This is a genomic window from Marinobacter lacisalsi (genome assembly GCF_042651045.1).
Lineage (GTDB): Bacteria > Pseudomonadota > Gammaproteobacteria > Pseudomonadales > Oleiphilaceae > Marinobacter > Marinobacter lacisalsi.
The window spans coordinates 80,332-101,922 of sequence record NZ_JBHSDI010000013.1 but is presented as its reverse complement, the minus strand read 5'-3'; the positions used below and the strand labels follow the sequence as shown (position 1 = coordinate 101,922).

23 protein-coding genes and 1 tRNA gene are annotated in these 21,591 nt (G+C 54.6%); 11 read left to right on the top strand and 13 right to left on the bottom strand.

Annotated elements, in window-relative coordinates; genetic code table 11:
• Position 1 precedes the first annotated feature (1 nt).
• A complete protein-coding gene (locus ACFOZ5_RS10410) occupies positions 2-457 on the bottom strand; it encodes a Spy/CpxP family protein refolding chaperone (protein WP_379886991.1) in 456 nt (151 codons plus the stop codon).
• Between the two features lie 234 nt (positions 458-691).
• On the opposite strand from ACFOZ5_RS10410, the gene ylqF reads away from it, so the two are divergent.
• The 3 genes from ylqF to fnr all read left to right on the top strand — a co-directional run bounded on the left by ylqF (position 692) and on the right by fnr (position 3,915).
• A complete protein-coding gene (gene ylqF / locus ACFOZ5_RS10405; protein WP_379886989.1) occupies positions 692-1,612 on the top strand; it encodes a ribosome biogenesis GTPase YlqF in 921 nt (306 codons plus the stop codon).
• A gap of 139 nt (positions 1,613-1,751) precedes the next feature.
• Positions 1,752-2,966, top strand: a complete 1,215-nt coding sequence (gene fabB, locus ACFOZ5_RS10400; protein ID WP_379886987.1) for a beta-ketoacyl-ACP synthase I — start codon at positions 1,752-1,754, stop codon at positions 2,964-2,966.
• Between the two features lie 205 nt (positions 2,967-3,171).
• Positions 3,172-3,915 (top strand): fumarate/nitrate reduction transcriptional regulator Fnr, encoded by a 744-nt coding sequence (fnr, locus tag ACFOZ5_RS10395; RefSeq protein WP_379886985.1) that lies wholly within the window; start codon positions 3,172-3,174, stop codon positions 3,913-3,915.
• On the opposite strand, the gene ACFOZ5_RS10390 is transcribed toward fnr, so the two are convergent.
• The 9 genes from ACFOZ5_RS10390 to rnr form a co-directional block, all read right to left on the bottom strand.
• Positions 3,862-4,755, bottom strand: coding sequence for a sugar nucleotide-binding protein (locus ACFOZ5_RS10390; RefSeq protein ID WP_379886983.1), 894 nt, complete (start codon positions 4,753-4,755; stop codon positions 3,862-3,864). The two genes, fnr and ACFOZ5_RS10390, sit on opposite strands and share 54 nt — an antisense overlap.
• 20 nt (positions 4,756-4,775) lie before the next feature.
• Positions 4,776-5,867, bottom strand: a complete 1,092-nt coding sequence (alr, locus tag ACFOZ5_RS10385; protein ID WP_379886981.1) for an alanine racemase — start codon at positions 5,865-5,867, stop codon at positions 4,776-4,778.
• Positions 5,867-7,264: a replicative DNA helicase gene (dnaB, locus tag ACFOZ5_RS10380; protein ID WP_379886979.1), complete on the bottom strand. Its 1,398-nt coding sequence runs from the start codon at positions 7,262-7,264 to the stop codon at positions 5,867-5,869. Before dnaB ends, alr begins: the two co-directional genes overlap by 1 nt.
• A 212-nt stretch (positions 7,265-7,476) precedes the next feature.
• Positions 7,477-7,923, bottom strand: a complete 447-nt coding sequence (gene rplI, locus ACFOZ5_RS10375; RefSeq protein WP_379886977.1) for a 50S ribosomal protein L9 — start codon at positions 7,921-7,923, stop codon at positions 7,477-7,479.
• Positions 7,924-7,943: 20 nt separating this feature from the next.
• Positions 7,944-8,810, bottom strand: coding sequence for a hypothetical protein (locus ACFOZ5_RS10370; protein WP_379886975.1), 867 nt, complete (start codon positions 8,808-8,810; stop codon positions 7,944-7,946).
• A 21-nt stretch (positions 8,811-8,831) separates the two neighbouring features.
• The gene (gene rpsR, locus ACFOZ5_RS10365; RefSeq protein WP_189574908.1) at positions 8,832-9,062 is read right to left on the bottom strand and encodes a 30S ribosomal protein S18; all 231 of its coding nucleotides are present in this window, start codon (positions 9,060-9,062) and stop codon (positions 8,832-8,834) included.
• 32 nt (positions 9,063-9,094) lie between these two features.
• Entirely contained in the window at positions 9,095-9,529 is a 435-nt protein-coding gene (gene rpsF / locus ACFOZ5_RS10360) for a 30S ribosomal protein S6 (RefSeq protein WP_379886974.1), read from the bottom strand.
• A 195-nt stretch (positions 9,530-9,724) separates the two neighbouring features.
• Positions 9,725-10,468, bottom strand: a complete 744-nt coding sequence (gene rlmB, locus ACFOZ5_RS10355; RefSeq protein ID WP_379886973.1) for a 23S rRNA (guanosine(2251)-2'-O)-methyltransferase RlmB — start codon at positions 10,466-10,468, stop codon at positions 9,725-9,727.
• An 18-nt stretch (positions 10,469-10,486) separates the two neighbouring features.
• The gene (gene rnr, locus ACFOZ5_RS10350; RefSeq protein WP_379886972.1) at positions 10,487-12,973 is read right to left on the bottom strand and encodes a ribonuclease R; all 2,487 of its coding nucleotides are present in this window, start codon (positions 12,971-12,973) and stop codon (positions 10,487-10,489) included.
• Between the two features lie 400 nt (positions 12,974-13,373).
• Here rnr and ACFOZ5_RS10345 point away from each other — a divergent pair.
• The 3 genes from ACFOZ5_RS10345 (at position 13,374) to ACFOZ5_RS10335 (ending at position 16,717) form a co-directional block, all read left to right on the top strand.
• Positions 13,374-13,460 (top strand) — tRNA-Leu (locus tag ACFOZ5_RS10345).
• Positions 13,461-13,820: 360 nt separating this feature from the next.
• Positions 13,821-14,780, top strand: coding sequence for an SMEK domain-containing protein (locus ACFOZ5_RS10340; RefSeq protein WP_379886970.1), 960 nt, complete (start codon positions 13,821-13,823; stop codon positions 14,778-14,780).
• A 221-nt stretch (positions 14,781-15,001) separates the two neighbouring features.
• Positions 15,002-16,717 (top strand): DUF2326 domain-containing protein, encoded by a 1,716-nt coding sequence (locus tag ACFOZ5_RS10335; RefSeq protein ID WP_379886968.1) that lies wholly within the window; start codon positions 15,002-15,004, stop codon positions 16,715-16,717.
• 71 nt (positions 16,718-16,788) lie between these two features.
• Here the strand turns inward: ACFOZ5_RS10335 and ACFOZ5_RS10330 are convergent, their stop codons facing one another.
• Positions 16,789-17,364: a recombinase family protein gene (locus ACFOZ5_RS10330; protein WP_379886967.1), complete on the bottom strand. Its 576-nt coding sequence runs from the start codon at positions 17,362-17,364 to the stop codon at positions 16,789-16,791.
• 218 nt (positions 17,365-17,582) lie between these two features.
• Between ACFOZ5_RS10330 and ACFOZ5_RS10325 the strand changes: the two genes are divergently transcribed.
• Positions 17,583-17,792: a ribbon-helix-helix domain-containing protein gene (locus tag ACFOZ5_RS10325; protein ID WP_216007715.1), complete on the top strand. Its 210-nt coding sequence runs from the start codon at positions 17,583-17,585 to the stop codon at positions 17,790-17,792.
• A 312-nt stretch (positions 17,793-18,104) separates the two neighbouring features.
• The gene (locus tag ACFOZ5_RS10320) at positions 18,105-18,611 is read left to right on the top strand and encodes a hypothetical protein (protein WP_379886966.1); all 507 of its coding nucleotides are present in this window, start codon (positions 18,105-18,107) and stop codon (positions 18,609-18,611) included.
• Positions 18,612-18,722: 111 nt separating this feature from the next.
• On the opposite strand, the gene ACFOZ5_RS10315 is transcribed toward ACFOZ5_RS10320, so the two are convergent.
• Positions 18,723-19,259, bottom strand: a complete 537-nt coding sequence (locus ACFOZ5_RS10315; RefSeq protein ID WP_379886965.1) for a hypothetical protein — start codon at positions 19,257-19,259, stop codon at positions 18,723-18,725.
• A gap of 45 nt (positions 19,260-19,304) precedes the next feature.
• On the opposite strand from ACFOZ5_RS10315, the gene ACFOZ5_RS10310 reads away from it, so the two are divergent.
• Genes ACFOZ5_RS10310 through ACFOZ5_RS10300 form a run of 3 tightly spaced genes read left to right on the top strand, consistent with a single transcriptional unit; the run spans position 19,305 to position 19,943 of the window.
• The gene (locus ACFOZ5_RS10310) at positions 19,305-19,457 is read left to right on the top strand and encodes a hypothetical protein (RefSeq protein WP_379886964.1); all 153 of its coding nucleotides are present in this window, start codon (positions 19,305-19,307) and stop codon (positions 19,455-19,457) included.
• A gap of 57 nt (positions 19,458-19,514) precedes the next feature.
• Positions 19,515-19,751 (top strand): hypothetical protein, encoded by a 237-nt coding sequence (locus tag ACFOZ5_RS10305; RefSeq protein WP_379886963.1) that lies wholly within the window; start codon positions 19,515-19,517, stop codon positions 19,749-19,751.
• Between the two features lie 9 nt (positions 19,752-19,760).
• A complete protein-coding gene (locus tag ACFOZ5_RS10300) occupies positions 19,761-19,943 on the top strand; it encodes a hypothetical protein (protein ID WP_379886962.1) in 183 nt (60 codons plus the stop codon).
• 23 nt (positions 19,944-19,966) lie between these two features.
• On the opposite strand, the gene ACFOZ5_RS10295 is transcribed toward ACFOZ5_RS10300, so the two are convergent.
• Positions 19,967-21,589 carry a hypothetical protein gene (locus ACFOZ5_RS10295; protein WP_379887318.1) on the bottom strand — a complete coding sequence of 541 codons (1,623 nt, stop codon included), beginning with the start codon at positions 21,587-21,589 and terminating at the stop codon, positions 19,967-19,969.
• Between the last annotated feature and the right edge of the window lie 2 nt (positions 21,590-21,591).

The window sequence follows — 21,591 nt, the reverse complement described above, 5'->3', positions numbered from 1 at the left end:
ATCACTGCATTTGCTGCTGTTGCTGCTGCATCTGACGCTGTTGCATCTGCTGCTGCATCTGGCGCTGCTGTTGCTGCATCTGCTTCATGCGCTCTTCCAGGGTGTTACGCTGTTCTTCCGTGAATACGCTGTCGATACGGGCCTGCATCAGGGTGGACAGGGCCGTCATCTCACCGTTCAGGTCGCCCAGGCGCTCGGCGTCGTTACGAATGGTCTCTTCGTCGTAGTCCGGACCAATCTGATCCTGCAAGCGCTGCTGGACTTGCCGTGCTTCCGCCTGAAGTTCCTGCAGTTCGGCCTGGGTCTCCTCCATAATGCCGCGAATCTCAGCTTGCTGTTCATCGCTGAGGCCGACCATCTGGGCCAGCTGGGATATCTGATCCTGCTGCTGGGCAGCGGCGAAACCCGCAAACGTCAATGCAATCAGGGCTACGGCGAAGTTGCGAATAAATGTCATGTATATCTCCGTGATAACGTTCTTTGTCATATTCGATGAGGCATCGGAACACGCTCACCCTAAAGAAATCAACCATGAAATTCACCCCCGGACCCACGCCTTCAGCGACAGGTATTCCCGGACCCTGGCCGGAAGGCCCGCCACAGCGGCGTTTCAGATGAATGTGAAAAATTCTTTATTCCCCGCCATAATGGCGCCCTGTCACACTCCCAACCCACTCCAGGAGCTCACACCATGGCCATCAACTGGTTTCCCGGCCATATGCACAAGGCCCGCAAGGAAATCAAACAGGTCATGCCGCAAATGGACCTGATCATCGAGGTCCTGGACGCGCGCATCCCCTTCAGCAGCGAAAATCCGATGGTACCGGCCCTGCGGGGCGATACCCCGGTGATCAAGGTACTGAACAAGCGAGACCTTGCCGACCCGGAGATTACCACCCGGTGGCAGCAGTGGCTGGAACAGGAAAAAGGAATCCGCGCGGTGACGCTCAGTCATAACCAGCGCAATGAAGCCCTGGCCATACTCGAACTCGCCCAGCAGATGGTACCGGACAACATTCGCGACACCCGCGCCCTGCGCATCATGATCCTGGGCATTCCCAACGTGGGCAAGTCCACCCTGATTAACACCCTCGCCGGACGACCGGTAGCGAAAACCGGCAATGAGCCGGCAGTGACCCGGGCACAGCAGGCCATCAAGCTGCCGGATAACATCCTGCTGTATGACACCCCCGGCTTCCTCTGGCCAAAACTGTCGCCGGAAGAATGTGGTTACCGGCTGGCGGTCACCGGCGCCATCCGGGCGGCGGTTATCGAATACGAGGATGTGGCCCTGTTCGCAGCAGACTACCTGCTTCAGGCTTACCCTGATCGCGTCTGTGGACGCTATGGCCTCGACGGGGTTCCGGCAGACGGTCTTGCGCTGATGGACGCCATTGCCATCAGGCGACGCTTCTTTGCGCGGGGCGGGATCCCCGATCTGCACAAGGTATCGGAAGTACTGCTCAATGAACTGCGGGCCGGCACACTTGGCGCCATCTCCCTGGAGACCCCGGCGATGGTAGAGGCCGAGCAGGAACGAGAGGCCCTCCGCGCCGAACAGGAAGCCGCCAGCAAGAGCGACAAGAAGACCGCCCGTAAAAAACGCAGGTGACAACTCGCCATGCCGGGAACGGTCCAATCTGACAAAGGTCAAATATCAATCGGCGTGTAAATTGCCTAAACTCCCCCACACCAAATTTGCAAGGGCGGGTCAGGAATGACGGGACCGGCCCCATACCAAGGAGAACAGTATGAGACGGGTAGTGGTAACCGGCATGGGCATTGTGTCCTGCCTTGGCAACTCCACGGATGAGGTCACCGCGAGCCTGAAGCAGGGCAAATCCGGCATCCGGTTCAACGAGACCTACAAGGAACTCGGTTTCCGCAGCCGGATCTGCGGCATGGTGGATGTGGACACGTCTGTCATCGATCGCAAGATGCGCCGTTTCATGGGCGAATCGGCGATGTACGCCTACCTGTCCCTGGAGCAGGCTATCGCCCAGTCGGGTCTGACGCCCGAGATGGTCTCAAACGATCGCACCGGCCTGATCGCCGGGTCCGGTGGCGCCTCCTGCTCCAGCCAGGTCGAGGCCACCGACATCATGCGTGAGAAGGGCGTCAAACGTATTGGCGCGTTCATGGTGCCCCGTATCATGACGTCTACGGTCTCCGCCTGCCTGGCCACGGCCTACAAGATCCGCGGCGTCAACTACTCCATGTCGTCGGCCTGCGCCACCAGCGCCCATTGTATCGGCCACGCCATGGAGCAGATCCAGAACGGCAAGCAGGACATCGTCTTTGCCGGCGGCGGCGAAGAGGAAGACTGGAGCCTGACCATGCTGTTCGACGCCATGGGTGCCCTGTCCTTCAAGTACAACGACACGCCGGAAGCGGCCTCCCGTCCCTTCGACACCGGTCGTGACGGCTTCGTGATCGCCGGTGGCGGCGGCATGCTGGTGCTTGAGGAACTGGAACACGCCCGCAAGCGCGGCGCCAACATCATTGCCGAACTGACCGGCTACGGCGCCACGTCCGACGGCTACGACATGGTCGCCCCGTCCGGTGAAGGCGCCGCCCGCTGTATGCAGCAGGCCATGGCCACCGTTGAAGGCGACATCGACTACATCAATGCCCACGGCACCAGCACCCCGGTGGGGGACGTGGCCGAGATGAAGGCGGTGCGTAATGTGTTTGGCGATGAAAAGATACCGGCCATTTCGTCAACCAAGTCACTGACTGGCCACTCCCTGGGCGCCACCGGCGCACAGGAAGCGATCTATTCCCTGCTGATGCTGCAGAACAGCTTTATCGCCGGCACCGCCAACCTGGAGAGCCCGGACGAGGAAATCGCCAGCATGCCGGTGGTGGGACCGGAAGGCCGGGAACAGAACCTCAACACCGTGATGTCCAACAGCTTTGGCTTTGGTGGCACCAACGCTTCGCTGGTATTCAGCAAGGTACAGTAACCTGACCGGCTCCGGGGGGCGACCTCCGGGGCCATATCTGGCGCGTGAACCCATTGGCAAAGTCGTTCGTACGGTTTATTGTGTAGCTTGATATGGGTCAAATGAGATTCCACCCGGTAACCCTGGCGCATGATAAGGCTGCGATGGTAAACGGGTCGGTATTTGCAGGCGATCAGCATTCCTTAACTGTCCAGCAGAGTTCACCATGAATCAGTCCATTAACGTCCGCCAGGTGTCCCAGGGATCCAAAACCTCATGCCAGTACTGCAGTCTGAGCAATCTGTGCCTGCCACTGGCGCTGGACAACGATGACATGAACAGGCTGGACGAGGTGGTTAACCGGGACCGGATCCTCAACCGCGGCGAACAGATGTTCACCCAGAACGCACCGTTCCGCTCCTGCTATGCCGTCAAGAGCGGCGCCGTCAAGACCTCGGTGATCACCGAATCCGGGGAGGAGCAGATTACCGGTTTCTTCATGCCCGGCGACCTGGTAGGTCTCGACAGCATGAGCGATGACACCCATGCCTCTTCCGCGAAGGCCCTGGAACGCACCAGTGTGTGCGAAATACCGGTGGATCAGCTGGAGAATCTGGCCCACGTCATGCCGGGGTTGCAGCACCACATATTTCACCTGATGAGCCAGGAAATCCGTAACAGTCACCAGCTTTCGGTGCTGTTGAGCAAAAATACCGCGGAAGAACGTATTGCGGCGTTGCTGTTGTCCCTGTCGAGCCGCTTTCACCGTCGCAAGCTGTCATCGACCCATTTCAGCCTGCCCATGGCCCGCAACGACATTGCCAACTTCCTGGGCCTGGCCGTGGAAACGGTCAGCCGGGTATTCACCCGGTTCCAGAATCAGGGCCTGATCCGTGCCCGTGGCCGGGACATCGAACTAGTCGACATTGAGGCCCTTCAGGCCATGGCCCTTGGCAACCCTCAAGCCTGACAGCTCCAGCTCCTCGCTGAGGGCGCTGCGCCATGGAAACTGCTTGACGCCGAAGGTGTTGCGTATCTTGGTACAGTCAAGAATGGCATTGCCTGGCTCAACAGCACTCCAGCCAGGCTGCTCATCCACCACATGGACCGCCCTTCCATTCCCATCCAGTTCCGGCATATCCACGATTGCCAGGCCAAGCTCGTACTGACTGATTTCCTCGGCACCCGCGTACTGATAGGTTCCCCAGACTTCCGCACCGCAGTCCAGCTGCATGAGAATAGCGCTGAGTACCCGCGCCAGATCGCTGGCTGCTACCGGTTGTCCACGATGCCGGCTGGACAGGCACAGGGATTCATCGCGGGCGGCCGACTCATGAACCTTGCGGATAAACCGCTGCAGCCCCCAGCCAGTACGCAGCAGGATATGTCGTGGCAGTACCGTGCGCATCACCTGCTCGCATTCCCATTGCCAGATGCCGAGCTGGCCAATGGGCTTGCCGGGATTCGATGACAGGTAGGCACTCTGCTTGCGACCATCAAACACATAGGACGTGGACAGCTGCACCAGGATCATCTCATTCGCGGCGGCATGTTCCGCCAGCGCCATGGGTAACGAGAACGCCTTGGTGCGGGCCTGCTCGGGATCGGCCTCGGCGGGCTCGGGGTCGGTAAGCCACATGGCATTGACGATCACATCCGTGGTTTCCGGGATCCACTGCTCCACCCCGGAGAGATCCAGGTGCGACAAGTCGCTGATGAGCAAAGGCGTCACCGAAAGGTGGGTACTGGCGAGCCGTTTCAGAAGCAACCGGCCCAGCACACCATTGTCATGCACCACCAGAATATTCACGAATCTGATCCCGTCATTATTCAACCGTTCCAATCTCCGTCCTGCACTTCAACCCGGGGCACCCGACGTGTCACATTGGTGAGCAGTTCATAACTGATCGTACCGGCGCAGGCCGCCACCTCGTCAACAGAAATATTTTCTCCCCAGAGCTCAACCGGATCACCCACCGAGGCGCCGTCAACGTCTGTCAGGTCCACGGCCAGCATATCCATGGAAACACGGCCGATCAGGGGCGCCCGCACTCCCCGGATGCCTACCGGCGTGCCATTCACGGCATGCCGCGGATAACCATCACCATACCCGATACAGACCATCCCCATCACCGTGGGCCGGGTCGACCGCCAGGTCTCGCCATACCCAACCGCTTCGCCGGGGGACAGTTGCCGGAGGGCAATCAGTCGGGACTCCAGGGTCATGGCAGCCTTCAGACCAAGCTCCGGCCCATGACGCCCCAGCATGGGCGACGAGCCGTAAAGCATGATGCCAGGCCGGGTCCAGTCGAACATGGCCTGCCCCGGGCGAAAATGGGCCGCCGAGTTGGCCACGCTACGATTGATAGGCGCCAGTGGTGCCGTGGCCCGGTCAAACACCGCGGTCTGCTCGGCAGACCGCTCACTGAGTTCATCGTCGGCGCAGGCAAAATGCGTCATGGCGCCGGTCACCGTGACGCCGGCGCTCTCCAGCCGCTGACACACGGCCCTCACCTCACCCGGCGCAAACCCCAGACGATTCATGCCGGAATTGACCTTGAGCCACACCGCAGGGCGGGCGTCGCCGGCTTCCAGCCACGCCAGCTGGTGCTCGTGGTGGACCACGACCGTGAAACCCTTGGCTTCGCACAGCGGAAGATCCGAGGCCTGATGGACACCCTGCATCAGCAGAACCGGCTGGGTCAGCCCTGCCTGCCGGAGGGCCTGGGCCTCTTCCAGGCAGGCAACGGCATAATGGTCCGCGTCATTGGCCAGCGCACGAGCCACCCGCTCGATGCCATGGCCATAGCCGTCAGCCTTGACCACCGCCATGGCACGGGCCGATCCGGCACGCTCACGGGCCAGTCGGAAATTGTGCCTCAGGTTGTCCAGATGGATACGGGCAAGGGTCTGGCGCGGCATCAGTACTCTCCGCCGTAGTCGCCGTGGGCCAGATCCTCGAACTTGGTGTACTTGCCGATAAAGGCCAGGCGAATGGTACCGATCGGGCCGTTACGCTGCTTACCGAGAATGATCTCGGCGATGCCCTTGTCCTGGGTGTCCTCGTTGTAGACCTCGTCCCGGTAGACGAACATGATGACGTCCGCGTCCTGCTCGATGGCGCCGGATTCCCGCAGGTCCGAGTTCACCGGCCGCTTGTTGGGGCGTTGTTCCAGGCTTCGGTTAAGCTGTGACAGTGCCATTACCGGGCAACTGAGCTCCTTCGCCAGCCCTTTCAGGGAACGGGAGATCTCGGAGATTTCAGCGGTCCTGCCCTCGGTGTTACCAGGCACCCGCATCAACTGCAGATAGTCCACCATGATCATGCCTAGCTTACCGTCGTTCTCGCGGGCAATACGGCGGGCCCGGGAACGCATCTCGGTGGGGCTGAGACCCGGCGTGTCATCGATATAGAGCGGCTTGTCCTTGAGCAGACTGACCGCCGACGTCAGCCTGGGCCAGTCATCCTCTTCCAGCTTGCCGCTACGCATACGGGTCTGATCAATGCGCCCCAGGGACGACAGCATCCTCATGACAATGGAATCAGCCGGCATCTCCATGCTGAACACCAGGATCGGAGCGCCGGTGGACAGCAGGGCGTTCTCCACCACGTTCATGGCGAAGGTGGTCTTACCCATGGAGGGTCGACCGGCAACGATGACCAGGTCCGACGGCTGCATGCCCGAGGTCCACTCGTCGAGGTCGGTGAACCCGGTGGTCAGGCCGGTAACCTTGTCGCCGGATTCGAACAGTTCTTCAATGCGGGTCAGCGCCTGGGTCAGAATGGGGTTAATCGGCTTCGGCCCGGAGCCTTCCTTGGTGCGGGCTTCGGCAATGCGGAAAACATTACGCTCGGCCTCATCCAGCAGGTCCGAGCTACTGCGCCCCTGGGGGTTGAAGGCAGAATCAACGATACCTCCGGAGACTTCGATCAGCTGCCGCAGAATGGAACGCTCGGCCACGATCTGGGCATAGGCCCGGATGTTGGCTGCGCTCGGCGTTTTCTCGGCCAGCTCCGCCAGGTACGACAGGCCTCCGGCATCCTCTATATCCCCTGCCCGCTCCAGGTATTCCGCCAGCGTCACGACATCCAGCGGTTCACTCTCCGAGGCCAGTCGCTCCACTGCGGCGTAAATCAGCCGGTGATCCTGGCGGTAGAAGTCCGATGCGGTGATCACTTCAGCCACTTCGTCGAAACGCCGGTTGTCCAGCATCAGGCCGCCAAGTACGGCTTGCTCCGCTTCGACGGAATGAGGGGGGATCTTGACTCTGGATGTCTCCAGATCGGCGCTGGATGCCTTGAAACTGCTGGTGGCCATGGAAGCTCTCGGATACAGAATACGTATGAAGGCGCCCTGACGGCATCCTGGACCGTTACCAGGAACTGGCTCTTGCCAGATTCGCCAGCGGGCCCTTCAAGGATACCAGAAACACACGGGCCCGGAAGCTGCCAAAGCAGCCCGGGCCCGTGAAAGTGAGAACCGGGCGGACAACTCCGCCTGACTCTCAAGACATAACGGCAACTGCCGTATCAGTCGGCAACAACCGCCAGCTGAACGGTTACCGTTACGTCAGTGTGCAGCTGAAGCTCGATCTCGTACTCGCCAGTAACCCGAAGCGGGCCTTCCGGCAGACGAACTTCGCTCTTCTCGACATCAGTGCCACCAGCAGTGATGGCGTCTGCGATATCGCGAACACCAATGGAGCCGAACAGCTTGCCCTCGTCACCAGCCTTGGAGCTGATGGTAAAGGACTTGCCTTCCAGCGCCTCTGCGCGGGACTGGGCAGCCGCCAGCTTGTCGGCAGCGGTCTTTTCCAGTTCTGCACGACGCTCTTCGAACGCCTTCAGGTTTTCCGTGGTCGCTGCAACAGCCTTGCCGTACGGCAGCAGGAAGTTACGACCGTAACCGGACTTGACCTTGACCTTGTCACCCAGGGAACCCAGGTTTGCTACTTTTTCGAGCAGAATAACTTCCATCTCGTTAACCTCTTCGTGCTTTATTCAGCCGGTCCGGCAGGCCCGATTCGGCGCCGGAAATCCAGCCAGCTATCCACAATTGCCAACAGCATCAACAACAGACTGATCTGAAGACTCAGAACCACAAGCAGGGCGTAGAACGCCACCAGCCACAGGTTACCGGCCGACCTCAGGCCAACCACTCCATGTACCAGCGCAATACCAGCCACCAGCAACGGCAACCCCGCAACCCAGCCCAATAGCACCGGGTTGATCCCGGTCATCGGAGCCACGACCAGAAGCAGCACGCACAGAGCGGATACTCTCCTGGACAGGCGGAAACCGTGAAATTCACGACCGAATCCGCCCGGGTTGTAGAGCAAGGCCTGCCAGTATCTGGCCAGCACGGTAACCGCAACGGCCATACCCAGATACGAACCGGGCATCAGACCCTGAACCAGTATGCTCACGATCGGCCTGAAATCTTCACCAAGCTGTTCCGCTACGCCCGGGTAAGCCCACTGGTAGATCTCCAGGAAGGCATCCGTCACTGCGGCCAGCATGCCCGGAAACAACGTGGGCAGTATCAGACCGATGGCCAGCCCAAGGGCGGAACCTGCCAGCAGGCTACGCTCCCAGGACATGGTGCCGCGAAGCACCACCGCCATTGAAAATACCAGCAGCAACACGGCCATGACTGAGGGTTCGTTGCCAAACCAGGCCCAGCCAATGGCTGGAAGCAACGCCCACAGGCCGATATTCAGCCCCTGAACGACACCCAGCCTGAGTACTACCAGGCCAACAACCGCTGCACCAATCCATGACAGATAGGGCACCACGGTTGCCAGGGCGGCAACGCCACCCGCCTGCAGGGGACCGCGCATTACATACTGAGCAAGTGCACGCATGGTCCCGGATCCTGAACGATCTTAGTTGTCGTGGCTGTCCGTGTACGGCAGCAGGGCCAGGTAGCGAGCGCGTTTGATGGCGGTCGACAGCTGACGCTGATAACGGGCCTTGGTGCCGGTAATACGGCTGGGCACGATCTTGCCGGTTTCGGTTACATAACCTTTCAGGGTGTCCAGATCCTTGTAATCGATCTCCTTGACACCCTCTGCCGTGAAGCGGCAGAACTTACGACGTCTGAAAAAACGAGCCATTGATTAACTCCTCAACTCCGGATGGGGGGCAATTACTCTTCTTCGTCCTGGGACGACTTCTCCTGACGCTCCTCACGACGCTCACTGTTTTCAGTATTCTCAGTGTTGCGACGCGGAGGACGGTCGTCGGAGCGACGATCTTCCCGGGACTCAGATGCTTTCATCGGAGACATTTCAGTATCCGGACCATCACGACGGATCACCAGTTCACGGATGATCGCATCGTTGAAACGGAAGTTGTGAGCCAGCTCGTCAAGGGCAGCCTGGGAACATTCAACGTTCATCAGGACGTAGTGAGCCTTGTGGATCTTGTTGATCGGATAGGCCAGGTGACGGCGCCCCCAATCCTCAAGACGGTGAATCTGACCGCCATCATCGGTGATGAGGCCGGTGTAACGCTCGATCATCGCGGGCACCTGCTCGCTCTGATCGGGATGCACCATGAATACGATTTCGTAGTGACGCATGTTTTCTCCCTACGGTTTGAACAGCCTCCGACAGGTGTATCAGCTCTGAAGGAAGCAAGGAGTCGGCAGCCAGGCTGCCGGTTTCCGGGAAATTGCCTATAAAATCCGACACATGGCCAGGTTATTCAGGCAATACAACCCCGCCCCTTAAAAAAGGGGTGACGCATTCTATGCCCCTGGGAGGCAGCTTGCAAGTTATCGGGCCTGCTGTCGTTGCCGGACGGCTTCATACAGGCACACTCCGGTGGCTACAGACACATTCAGGCTGTCCACCAGGCCATGCATGGGGATCTTGATCAGGTGATCGCAGTGGTCCCGGGTCAGACGGCGCATGCCCTTGCCTTCGGCACCCATCACCAGACCCACCGGACCGTTGAAGTCGGCCTGGTAGAGGGTGGCCTGCGCCTCACCGGCAGTGCCGATCAGCCAGACACCCTGCTCCTGAAGAGTACGCAGGCAGCGGGCGAGATTGGTGACCCGCACAAATGGGACAGTTTCCGCTGCACCACAGGCCACCTTCCGTGCGGTGGGATTCAGGGTGGCGGACTTGTCCTTGGGCACAATCACTGCGGCCACACCGGCGGCGTCTGCGGTACGCATGCAGGCGCCAAGATTGTGGGGGTCCGTCACCCCATCCAGGATAAGCAGCAGCGGCGGCTCTGAGCGGCCCGCCAGCATGGCGTAGAGATCATCCTCAGACCACTCACGGCTTTCGGTTACCTGAGCCACAACGCCCTGGTGAGCACCGGCCACCCGGCTATCGAGCTCTTTACGGTGAACCACCTGCCAGCGCACGCCCAGCTGGTCGAGCCCTTCGGTAATCTGCTTTACCCGCCGATCCTGCCGCCCCTGCTGGATCCATACCTGCTGCAGGCGCTCAGGCTCCTTTTTCAGTACCGCGTCAACGGCATGCCAGCCAAATACAAACTCTTCCGACACGTCGATCTTCCTTTCCGGTTAGCGGCTGGCGCCGGTTTTCTTGCGACCACCACCCCTACGGGAACCGGACTTGCCACCGGGCTTGCCGGCCGATTTGCCCGATGCCTCCCGTGCCGCGTCGGCCGCCAGCTGGTCCTTGGCGGATGGCTTACCAGCGCGGGACCGGCCTTTCTTTGCCTTGCCGTCCGGCCCCTTACCTTCCGCTGACTTGCCCTGAGAGGCCTTGCCCCCCGACTTGCCGGAAGCCTTGCGGCCGCCGGAACGCCGGGCAGGCTCACTGACCAGCTCCAGATCGATCTTGCGATCGTCGAGATCCACCCGCACCACCTGCACGCGGACCTCATCACCCATGTGGTAACTGACCGACGTCCGCTCACCCACCAGGCGATGCTTGGCAGCGTCGTGATGATAGTAATCACCACTGAGGGTGGATATATGAACCAGCCCTTCGATATAGATGCCCTCCAGCTGCACAAAGAAGCCAAAGGGTACGACGGCTGCAATCACCCCGTCGTAGATCTCACCCACATGCTCACGCAGGAACTCGCACTTGAGCCACGCCATGACATCCCGGGTGGCATCATCCGCCCTGCGCTCGGTCATGGAGCAGTGCTCCCCCAGCTGGACCATACGGGCGTGGTCATAGGGATAGTGCGCCAGATCCGGGTCGCGCTCTTCTGGCTGCACCGCATCGGCGGTTTCGGCCTGGCGATGGATCATGGACTTGATGCCACGATGCACAATCAGGTCGGGGTAGCGCCGGATGGGCGAGGTGAAGTGTGCATAGCTGGCGAAACCCAGGCCAAAGTGGCCGCCACTCTCGTCCGGGCTGTAGACCGCCTGGCTCAGCGAGCGAAGCATGACCATCTGGATGACATTGGCATCGGGGCGATCCTTGATACTCGCCAGCAATGCCTGATAGTCCGCCGACGTGGGCTTGTCACCCCCACCCAGATCCAGGCCCAGCTCACCCAGGAACAGACGCACCGCCTGCAGCCGCTCTTCCGAGGGCCCGTCATGAACCCGGTACAGTGAAGGAACCTTGTACTTCTTGAGAAACCGTGCCGTGGCGACGTTGGCGCACAGCATGCACTCCTCGACGATCTTGTGGGCATCGTTGCGCTGTACCGGCACGATTTCCTCGATCTTGCGGTCGGCATCGAAGACCACCTTGGTCTCGGTAGTCTCGAAGTCGATCGCCCCTCGCTCGGTGCGAGCCTTACGCATTATCTTGTAAAGGGCGTAGAGATCATGGATCTGGGGCAGGATATCTGAATAAAGCTGACTCAGCCCGATGCCCTGCTCGGTATCCGGATGCTCCAGCATCTTGCTGACCTTGTTATAAGTCAGGCGGGCATGGCTGTGCATAACGCCCTGATAGAACTTATAGCTGCTGATGCGGCCCGAGGCGCTGATCGTCATGTCCGCCACCATGCACAGCCGGTCGACACCCGGATTCAGGGAGCACAGGCCGTTGGACAGTTTCTCCGGCAACATGGGCACCACATGATCCGGGAAGTACACCGAGTTGCCACGGTTAATAGCCTCCTCATCCAGCGGTGTGCCCGGCCGCACATAGTGGGATACGTCAGCAATGGCCACCAGCAACCGATAGCCACCCCGGGGCCGGGGCTCGCAGTAGATGGCGTCATCAAAATCCCTGGCAGTTTCGTCGTCGATAGTCACCAGCGGCAGGTGGCGAATGTCGACCCGGTGCTCCTTGTGTTCCGGGCGCACTTCCTCAGGAATAGCCGCCGCCTGACGCCCCACTTCCTCTGGCCAGTTATGGGGAATATCGTAGGAACGGATGGCGACGTCGATCTCCATGCCCGGCGCCATGTGCTCACCCAGCACTTCCACCACCCGGCCGGTGGGCTTGGTGCGTTGGGTGGGATGACGAACGATATCCACCACCACATACTGACCGTGGCGTGCTTCACCACAATCCTGCTCGGCAATCATGATCTCGTTGTTGATGCGGGGGTTTTCCGGCACCACAAAGGAGATGCCGTTTTCCCGGAACAGCCGCCCGACGGTTTGCGTCGTGCGGCGCTCCAGCACCTCTACGACCTTGCCTTCGCGGCGACCGCGGTCGTCCACGCTTTCAACCCGGGCCGCCACCCGATCGCCGTGGAACACCTGGCGCATTTCGCGCGCACTGAGGAACAGGTCCGAGCCACCATCATCCGGCATCAGGAAGCCAAAGCCATCCTTGTGGCCGGAGACCTTGCCGGTGACCAGATCTGCCTCATCAATGGGCAGGTAACGCCCCTTGCGGTTGCAAATCATCTGCCCGTCCCGGCACATCGCGATCAGCCGGCGACGCAGGGCCTCGATGCCCTCCTCGCTGGTTTGACCGAGCTCTTCACACAGAGTCTCATGGGTGGCCGGCGCGCCCCGCTGGCGCAGATGATCCAGGATGAACTCCCGGCTCTGTATGGGGTTGTCATATTTCTGTGCTTCGCGATCCGCATGGGGATCGTGTGGTTCTTTTCTGGAAACCATGTTTCTCTTTTTCCTCTGGATAATGCCGACACAGGCCGACACCCAGACCCGGACGCCCCGTCTGATGTCCGGTTAATTCGGCAGGGCTCTGCGACCGTAACGGTCAGAACCCTGGCGAATTACCCGGACCGACAAGACACTGGAAAGCGTCGGGTCTGGCATGAATGTGTCGGCAGTATAACGCCCCGCCCCCTCTCCTACCTAACCGGCGCACCAAATCCTGTTAAGGGATCATGCCTACAGGCGAAATTTTTACGCACCCGGGGCAAAAAATGTTTGACAGCCCCGAAACGAATTATTAAAGTACGCGCCATCGGTTGAGGGACAAACCCTCAATCAGCAGCAGAGAGCTTGAATTCAATCAGGAATTCAGTAAGATAGCTCAAAGTTGTAGTCACCTGCCGAGGTGGTGAAATTGGTAGACACGCTAGCTTCAGGTGCTAGTGGGGGCAACCCCGTGGAGGTTCAAGTCCTCTCCTCGGCACCATCCTTTCCCTCTATTGGATGGTCGAATCAATACCTTACAAGCTTCACAAAACAGGTGCTTGGGTTAGAAAATCCCGACTTTAACACACCTGCCTAAACCACTTCTATTTTCCCAGTTTCATACTCACCCTTTACTGCCACCCCAACATCGACTAAGCCCCAAAGCGATGACGTGTTAGCCACGACCAGAACCGGCAATTGGTCATTTAACACCTTGCCAAGAAGCACACCTGCACCTACGCTCAGAGCAGCCCCACCCATTACGACTAGAGCCCTGTAATAACAGGGGAACTTTCGTTACCATGCTGTTAACTCGTCACCCATTCTGGTCTCAACGCATCGACCCCAATGAGAAGCTGCAATGAACCTGCAAGACTATATTAAATCAATCATTGCTTCACTTTCGTGGCTCTCGAAACAGGTAGAATTTCACAACAAACTGAACCTTACAGATATAAACGTTCAGGCTGAGAACTTCTACCGCGACCTGCTGAACCTGTCATTAAATACCAGCTTCATCAACATCAATAGCATTGACCAAAATTCAGCAGCGATCGACCTCGGTGACCAGAAGAACCGTATCGCGATCCAAGTTACTTCTACATCCGCCCTATCAAAGACAAAGAAAACTGTTACAAAATTTATTGAGAAAAAGCTGCATGAAAAATATGACAGGCTAATAATCCTGAACATATCAAAGAAAAGCAATCACACCCCGCCAACCATTGGTGATGAAACGTTTAAAATTAATACCAAGAACGATATATGGGACATTGGTGACCTGATAAAGAAGATTAACAACCTCAAGTTACATGAAATTGAGTCAATAAAAACTTTTTTAGACCAACACCTTTATGTAAAGCCGACGGAAAGTTTACCAAGAAACGTTGACACAATCCTTCGACTAATCGAATTGATAAGCAATGAAGATCATCCGGCGATAGGCGAAGGCACTCTTGAAGAGCCTTTCCCAGATCACAAGATTAATCAACGATTTTCTGATCACGCTGACTTCTTAAAAAGCGAATTCTTTACCCTTTACCAAGACTACGGAGCGGTATTAAATGCCGTTGAAAAAGAGTCGGATATTTCTCAGGTGAAAATTAGACGCGTTGCACAGCATTTAAGATTATCCAGCGACACGCTATTAACGAAGAATGATGGCGACCCGAAAAAAGCACTTACTGAGTTGATGGATTATTTTCTAGACTTGTTGCAGAAGAATGGATTTGAGGCAGATACCGGAGCGGCACAATTTTATATAATGCAACATCTGGTACGATGCAATGTTTTTCCGAACAAGGAAGTGGTAGATGGCTAACCTATTCACTAAAGATGACGATTTAACGAAGTCTGCTCCATTCGTGGGATACAAGATACTAATGGAGGTTGAGAAGAGCGAAGATCAAAGAGTCAGCATATTTGAATTGGCAAAAAACTTGCGAAACTCAAGCAGACTAAGTGCCCGAAGCATATATTATGGGATGATTTTCCTATACTCTCTGGACCTCATCGACTTTTCCGAACCGTATCTGATTAAAAATGTTAAAAATCACTAAACTATACAGCGAACCAGAGGTTTTTGACCCTATCTTTTTTGAGGAAGGGTTCAACCTTATACTAGGCGAAACCACCGAAGGTAGCAAGAAAACAAATGGCGTAGGAAAATCGCTAGCCATTGAGTTTATTAATTTCTCGCTCTTGAAACGCTATTCAGACAGCCGGGTTTCTTTAATACCCAAAGAGGATTTAGCTTTAGATACGGTCATTTGTCTTGATTTCGAGATCAATGGAAACCAAATCACATCTAGACGAACGTTATCTAGCCCAGACTGTCCTGTTTTGATAGTCAATGGCAAGAAAACTAGCTATTCAAAAGTTTCTGATGCCAACGAGCACCTAACCACTTTGCTTTTTCCTAGTGAAGAATATGAAAGCCCACCATCCTTCAGAACCATGATGGGTCCCCTAATGCGAGATGAGGGCTCTGAATTCAAATCGATCATAAATTGTTTTGATACTAATAGGCGCATTCCATCGGACTATACACCGCACCTTTTTTTACTCAATGTAGACCCGTCGCCCTATAATGAGGCAAAGTTCTTATATACTGAGATGGACAAAATATCAAAAGCTCGCAGAAAAATGGAGCAAAACATTTCAGCAATAACCAACAAAAATATTTCGGAATCTAAGTCCGACCTAAACGAACTCGAGAATCAGGTTCAAAGAATCCAAAAAGATATTGATCAACTCGAAAACACTGAAGGTTACGACGCAGTAAAGGACGAGATTATTGAAATAGAAAATAGGCTTGAAGATGAAAGATCAAGACAAGGCGTTCTCAAGTCTGAAATCTCTAAGATCAAGCTTTTTCGTGGCGACAACTATATAGATGCCGATGAAGTTGCCGAATTATATAACCAATTCAAGGATGGACTGGGCGACCTTATTAAGCGCGACATTAATGAAGTAACGAGATTCAAACGCAAAATAGATGAATTTCAACGAAGCTTAATTGAAGAAAAGAGAACATCTTTAGAAAGCGAAATCAAAGATATTGACGATAGAGTTAGACTACTAACCAAAAGCTACCGAGAGAAGCTATCTTTGCTGGACCAAGAAGGTTTTCTGGTCAGCCTAAAACAAACAATATCGATTCATGAAAAGAAAATTGAAGAGTACTCGGCGCTTTCCTCTTTTTTAAAGAAACACTCTGAATATGACAACGAATATAAAAACAAAAAGCGAGAGCGGGAGAGCGCCGTTTATTTGCTAGAAAGCTATGTAGATCATGCAAAGGAAGTTATTGACTCCTTCGAAAGAAGCATTCTGGACATGCATGATTATATATTTGGCAATCGCAAAAGCTCGTTTGAGATTTCGGTTTCCAAGAACAAAGAAATCGTTAAGTTTGAGCTGCGCACTGACTCAGATGGCAGCCACAGCATAAACAGAGAAAAGGTATTTTTGTACGACTTTTCTTTACTGACAAACCCGAAAACCTCTAAACGGCATCCGAAGTTTCTGGTGCACGACAATATATTTGACGTTGATCAAGACACTCTCATAAAGAGCATCAACTTTATAGGCGAGAATCTGCACTTACTGTCAAAAAAACAGTATATCTTAACGTTAAACAGGGACAAGTTTAGCGAAGATGATCTAGAATCTCTTGATATTGATTTAGACTCATATTCCCGTGCAACATTTACCAAAAACTTTCGCTTTTTAAGATTTCAGTATCAGGAATTGTAGTAAAGGTTTTTGCATTTTTAGTAAGACCGTCTAGTGCGTTAGGTGTAACTTATACGCACTAGACCGTTTGATCAAAACTGATAATTCATTGTGCTTCCCCCCTTCGCAGCAATCTTGTACAAATACCCGCGACTGACACCCCACCGCTTAGCTAGGGCAGTCTTGTTCCGTTCTTCGTCGAACTCTTTCCTGATCTGATCCAGCTGACCGTCACTGAACCGGCTTTGGCGACCTTTGTAACGTCCCTGTGCTTTGGCTATGGCGATTCCTTCACGTTGACGCTGCTTAATACAGCTCCGCTCGAATTCCGCAACAGATGACAGCAGGGTCAACATCAACTTCTGAAAGGGGTCTTCTTTGCTCGGTTCGAACCGAAGGTTTTCTTTGTGGAAGTGAATCGTTGCTCCGGCATCCACGATTTGCTGAACAACATCCAGCAAATCACGCACAGATCGACCTAGACGGCTGAGTTCGTGAACATGAACCACATCCCCTTCACGAAGTGTTTGAAGCATGGCGGTCAGCTGGGGGCGGTTCAGGTCTTTACCAGACAGCTTGTCTTCATATTCCCGGTCTGCTTTCCATCCGGGTAGCTGGCGGTCGGTTTTCTGGTCAGTGCTGGACACACGACGATAGATGAATTCCATGGTATTTCCTCATGGTGGTGAATTCGCCGCTGTGTCTCCTATGACTTTTGAGCCAAAGGAGAAGTGTCAATTATACCGTGAAAAAGACCTCAGTGAGACAGTTTTTTAGGTGTATCTAACGGGTGTACCCAAAGTGGCAGGTCGAATGGACTACGAAAGTCGATGAAATCCGAAAAAGATACATACCTGTGTAGTAAACAATATTGCAGGAGTGCTCCATGACTACACCCAAGACCACCAAAAAGAACTTCTCGCTTCCCCATTACATCGTTGAGCAGCTGGACGATGTATCCCGGCAAACAGGTTTCAGTCAGTCGAATCTAGTGCTTCAGGCGTTGGGGGAGTACCTGCACCGGTATGAGCAGGATGACACTACAGAGAACTGGATGTATTTCCGGGGAAAGTGTTCTGGGGGTGCTACCGGATAATCGAAAAAAGCGATTAGTGTTGAGTTTGTAATCACAATTAACAATCAATAAAAGGGCAAAAATTCCAGAAAGTGCGCCTACATATTTCTGGACATTTTTTGTTGGGATGGGCACCGCTGCCGTGCAGGGATTCTGCCCACCCTTTACCAACAGGAACCACCACCTTCGGGACGGCTCTTGATGGCGAAGCTATGTCTGTCCGTACCTGTAAGGGGAAGGAAGTGACAATAACAATAATAAAAGTGAGACAACAAAATGAACACAGTAGTACAGACACCCCAACGGGGTGTATTGGGCGAAGCCCAATCCCCAATGATCAACTATGAAACCACCGCGTTCACGCGGGAAGCCTTGAAACGGGGAATGTCCCGGCTGGCTTTCGATATGAAGCCAACGGCTTTACTGACCTTGACCGTTCAGGAACCCCGCATCCGCTACCGGAATGACGATGGTCGTTGGCTGGTGCCAGATCAGACGTTGATGAAGAAGGCGAACAACCTGTTGCACTTCATAAACTCTGACCTGTTCGGGTCAAAGTACCGCGACAAAAACAAAGGATTCAAAGGATTCGGCTGTATCGAAAAACAGGCGAACCACCAGCCCCATCTACACTTGGCAATCACGAACCCGATGCCGCCCAAATTCTACCTGAAAGCCAAGAAGGTTCTGTTTAAGAAGTTGAAGAAGTTCAGCCTATTCCACGAATCAGGAACGGACTTTCGTCTGATCGGGGGAGACGATGCCGATTATTGGCGCATTGGTGACTATCTGGGCAAAGACGGTCGCCTGCTGACTATGGGTCCGGCTGGCGTGTACTGACGGGGTGCCCACATAACGGTATAATGGTCACGCACCTTCTGGAGAGTTGGCGGATCACAGGCAAGCCAACAACGAAGGTTCGTGACCATGAGTTTTCCTGATTTTCCTGCCTTATTGCTGGAACACGGTTTCACCCCTGAAACCTATGACTTCGACTCTACCAGTCTTGGATTCCAGCACGAGATATACAACGCACTGATACACCACAGCCCGGTATTCCGGGAACAGTCTCGGATTCGCGAACAGCTGAATGTTCCCGGTGAGATGATCCGCTGTGAGCTGTTCACCTATGCCGGTGATCTGAAAACTGCTGTCCCCTTCTTCTACCGCCAGTGGTTCGAAGAACTCCGGTATGAAAACCCGGTCCGGGAAGTGCTGATTCTGGATCGTGCCCACCACGCCGCGCAGATACGCGCATTGACCATTAGCCGATGCAACGCCATGACCTTTCGTTTTTTCATCCAGTGAGGTGATGCTATGAACCGATTCAAAAAAGAAGAACTCCGAAAAGGACGGGAAGCCCGCGCCGGGAAAACCGCCAGCGAGATTGAAGCCATTGACCGGGAAGATCGCCTGAAAGCCGAAATCGAAGAACTTGCCCGGAAAATCCACATTGACCGGTTCCCCGAAGAATACGACCACTTCCAAGACTCCATTTCAGACGCAGCTGACAGAAGTCGTGGGATCAATCCTATGTCAGCTGATTACATTGCCAAGATCGCGGAAAAGCGCCGGAGAGACGGTGTAGCGCCCCTTGGTGATGACGGTATGCCCGTTTCCACGGATTCATGGGAAATCGCATACCGTGAAGCTGAAGCCCGGTTACGCGGGGATTCTGACGACTGACACCGGTTCTTCATCGGGGTGACCATAAATACCGGGGTCACCTTGATGGAGTATTCAATGACACCAACGAAGAAAAAGAATCTGGTTATTACCGGGCTTTCGGGGGAACACCTTCAGGCTTTTCAGGACTGGGCTGATGCCCTTCAGTTGAGCCGGGACCAGCTGTTGATAGCCCTGATGGTGAATGCCGGGTTTGTGGATGGTGGGCTTGGAGCGTTTATGCCCAATCAAACCGCGTGTGAGGAATGGGGTGAACTGCTGATCCGGCGAATGGCTCACTTAGCTAATGCATGAGGTGGAAATTTGATTATTTTGCTGTCGGTGATGATGGTCTTCATCTGGTTCACGGTATCGATGCTCTGTATCAGCTACTTCAATGAATATGTCTACAACAGCTGGGAAGAATGGGGTGCCCTGCCCATGTGGGTCAGGGTCATATCCCTACTGTTCGGACCAGTGCTGTTTATTTGGTGGTGGTTCCACTAAGTACACACTATAACAGCCCCGAATTATGCAGGACCGGTCCATTTTCTTATCGCAGATAGATCAAAATCGAACTGAACCCTATCCAATTCTATCTTTTGTTGCCAAAGCTCATAGTTATCCTCATACGTGCGAGCATGCACATCTAAACTCTGCCCTTCCCCATGCCCGGTGATTTCTCGGCGCATGTCACGATCTAGTTTTAGCCGCTTTGCCTGTGTGCTCCAGTTTTTACGCAAACTATGAAAGACCTTTTTCTTAACCACTCCATCGATAGTTAAATGCTTCTGAATACCACACCATTCAACAAACCCCTTTCCGTGATCGGTATTTCCATCAAAGCTATTGTTGAACCAAGCGGACGTTCTATTACCCCAGTTCTCGCCGCCACTGGGCTTTTCTGCAGGGAATAGCCTCTGTTCCCCTGAATGGATTAACTGCTGGCGATATTCAATCAAACCCAGCTCAATCAACGACTGATGCACTGGAACAATCCGTGCGGATTGCTTATTTTTTCTACCTTGCCTGCGCTCAATATTCCGTTGAATGAGGAATACCCAAATGGTTTGAGACTGCCCTTCGGTCTCAATGGTAACCGGTATCAGATCATCGACATACAGCATTGCCATTTCCCCTATGCGGTTTCCATGGTAGAGGGAAATAAGCGGCAACCAGTGACAGTGAGGCTTATCGAACAGCAGACCATTGCGGTAAGTTTCGTTGTTAAACAATAATTTCAAATCGTCCGGGCTGAAAGGGATGACCGTTGATTCGTCGTCACCTTCCAGCTTATTACTAACTAGATAATCTGCCAGCCCCTTTTCAATCAATCCGTAAAGCTCCATTGCCCTCAGAAAGGTGGCAATAGTGGTGAATTCATTGTTGATAGTCCGGGCTGTATGGAACTTGGTTCCGGTTGAATTGCGGGCGATCTCAAGAATTTGATCTATCGGTTTGTAGATGGGAACGTCCTTGGGCTTCCCTTTCTGGTCCTGCGCCACCTTCCCAGTCAAACGGTCGATCTTTCGCTGTTTTCCATCTATGTACTTGACGTTGCGGTGCAACATGTTAGGCAGCCCCGCACGCCGGTCAATGTAGCCTTGCTTCAGGATCTTTTTTGTCAGCTCATGGTTCGGCACATCACCAACGAACATAATCAAACGCTGGAGTTCCGTTTCTATATCAAACAACCCCTTGTCCATTGAGGTTTTAGCTGGACGAGATTTTCTCGCCTTGTCGCGGATATAAATATCCACCAACTCACTCAAGGGTTTACCCGTCTCTTCGATTCCCCGGGCAGCAAGTGCGCTGTGTTGACGAGTTTCCTCAATTGCTCTTAATACGGTGTCTGTCGCCAAATCACCATTTCTTTTGGATGAATCAGCATACGCGCGATCTTCCGGGCGGCTTGAATCCGAGAGATCATCGCTTTTCAGCTGACCGATATAGTTCGAATAATTACTCAGGTCTTCCCAATCTTTGGCAGTCATCGACTCCATAAAATCCTCAATAGCAGAGGGGTCAGTCTCGCCATTGTGATACTGGGTTTGACGCTCATGGTCTTTCAGACGTTCATACAACCTCTTGCCACGAGAAAGGCGACTATCCTGCTCCCGTGCACTCTCTTCCCATTGAAAATTATTAGCCACCA